This is a genomic window from Microcoleus sp. N3A4, from assembly GCF_036701805.1.
Classification (GTDB): domain Bacteria; phylum Cyanobacteriota; class Cyanobacteriia; order Cyanobacteriales; family Microcoleaceae; genus Microcoleus.
This window is the reverse complement of record NZ_JAUBRJ010000168.1, coordinates 1-1,793: the sequence shown is the minus strand read 5'-3', so window position 1 is coordinate 1,793 and position 1,793 is coordinate 1. Positions and strand designations below refer to the sequence as shown.

The window sequence follows — 1,793 nt, the reverse complement described above, 5'->3', positions numbered from 1 at the left end:
AGGCTATTTCTGCCCATTCTTGTGACTTGGCTCGGCCTGAGCTCATTCCCTTCTTTCAGACCTGAATCCTTACGTTTAAGAGAACGCTCTTTTTCTAATTTCTGGGCTAATTGAAGACTGTTATATGTACGTGGTTCTTTTTTGAGGCATTCTGCTAAAAACTCTATGTCTTCTTCTTTCCACTTCGGTTTTCCTCCTCGACCTGGTAATTCCCAAAGCCCTTCTATACCTAGATGCGACCATTTATGTAAAACCTCTCTCACAGTTTGCGGAGTCCAATTAAAATGAGCCGCTATGTTTTCAACCTACGGGCCATCCATGTGCATTTAATCTAATTACTTCTGCTCGATCTTTGACTTTTTGTGGTACATCCGCAGTTCTAAGTTCTAATAGGGCTTTGTCTTGTTTTTGAGTGATAAATATCCTTAATCTAGCGCCCATATATTGAGTTACCTCAGTAGATGTATTCTCTGTTTACTTATTTTAACATAGTTCGTTTTTTTCGCGCAGACCTACTTAAACGGTGTATAACATAAATATAAAAACCCAGTGTGTAGCTGCTGCACAAGTAAGTTAAGCCATGAAACTATGACGCTAGAAGAAGCAATATTTTTTTTGGACAATCTGGTATACGAACAAACGGAAAAACACCTAAGTCGATTGCAACAGTCGATAATTAGAGGCGTTGTAGGGGGTTTGACGTACCAAGAAATTCAGCAAAACGATCCGATCGCCCGCGGGTACACAGTGGGCTACCTAGGCCGCTATGTCGGCTACAACTTGTGGAAAGACCTCACCAAGGTACTGAAGCAAGCAGGAATTATTGAACAAGAAGAAAAAGTAGTCGGAGCAAATCTTTGGGACTGCATCATGAGAGCTGTACAAAAAGGCAAACAACCAGCTAATTCTGTCGATCCGATGTTGCAAAAGCTGCTGCGGATGCGTTACCGAATCACGGAACATTTGGTGAGCACGGAGTACAGCGATACGTATCTTGCTGAAGATGAAAACTTGCCCGATCGCCCTTTCTGCCTAGCCAAGCGCCTGAAAAGCCAGTCGGAAAGAACCAGCGAGTTATTCGATCGAGAAACGCGGGTTTTATATCGATTGGGCCAACACGATCGGATACCGGAATTGTTAGCTCGCTTTGAAGAAGATGGATATTTTTATTTAGTCTATCAATTCATCGAAGGGCAACCACTGTATCAAGAACTAATCGAAGGTCAACCTTGGGAAGAACATCAGGTTATCGCTTTGTTGAAAGATATCTTGGAAGTGCTTGTTTTTGTTCACAAACAAGATGTAATTCACCGCGACGTTCACCCTCAAAACTTAATCAGGCGGACATCAGATGGCAAGATTGTATTAATTGATTTTGGGGCGGTTAAAGAAATTAACAGCTCGCAAAACAGCACCGGTCAAACGCGATCGCGCGGCGGTACTCAGCAAGACTACATTCCCCCCGAACAAGCCATCGGTTCGCCGAAATTTTGCAGCGACATCTATGCTGTCGGGATTATCGGGATTCAAGCCTTGACAGGAATGCGCCCGAAACAACTCAGAGTTGATAATTTAGGCAATCTCATCTGGCAGAAAAATGCCACTGTCACTCTGGAGTTTGCTCGCGTTTTAGACCAGATGGTGCTGTACGCTTTCCCCCAGCGTTACCCCTCAGCAACCGAAGCTTTGGAAGCACTTCAAAACTTGGGAGTCAGCAGTCATTAGTCATTAGTCATTAGTCATTAGTCATTAGTCATTAGTCATTAGTCATTAGTCATTAGTCATTAGTCATT

At 43.2% G+C, this 1,793-nt stretch carries 1 protein-coding gene and 1 pseudogene; one reads left to right on the top strand and one right to left on the bottom strand.

Going from position 1 to position 1,793, the window contains the following annotated elements; translation table 11 throughout:
• Window positions 1–263 (bottom strand): annotated as a pseudogene (locus tag QUA56_RS36485) (helix-turn-helix domain-containing protein); the annotation flags it as partial.
• Between the two features lie 325 nt (window positions 264–588).
• Here QUA56_RS36485 and QUA56_RS36480 point away from each other — a divergent pair.
• Window positions 589–1,725 (top strand): serine/threonine-protein kinase, encoded by a 1,137-nt coding sequence (locus QUA56_RS36480; protein WP_333368869.1) that lies wholly within the window; start codon window positions 589–591, stop codon window positions 1,723–1,725.
• Window positions 1,726–1,793: the final 68 nt, after the last annotated feature.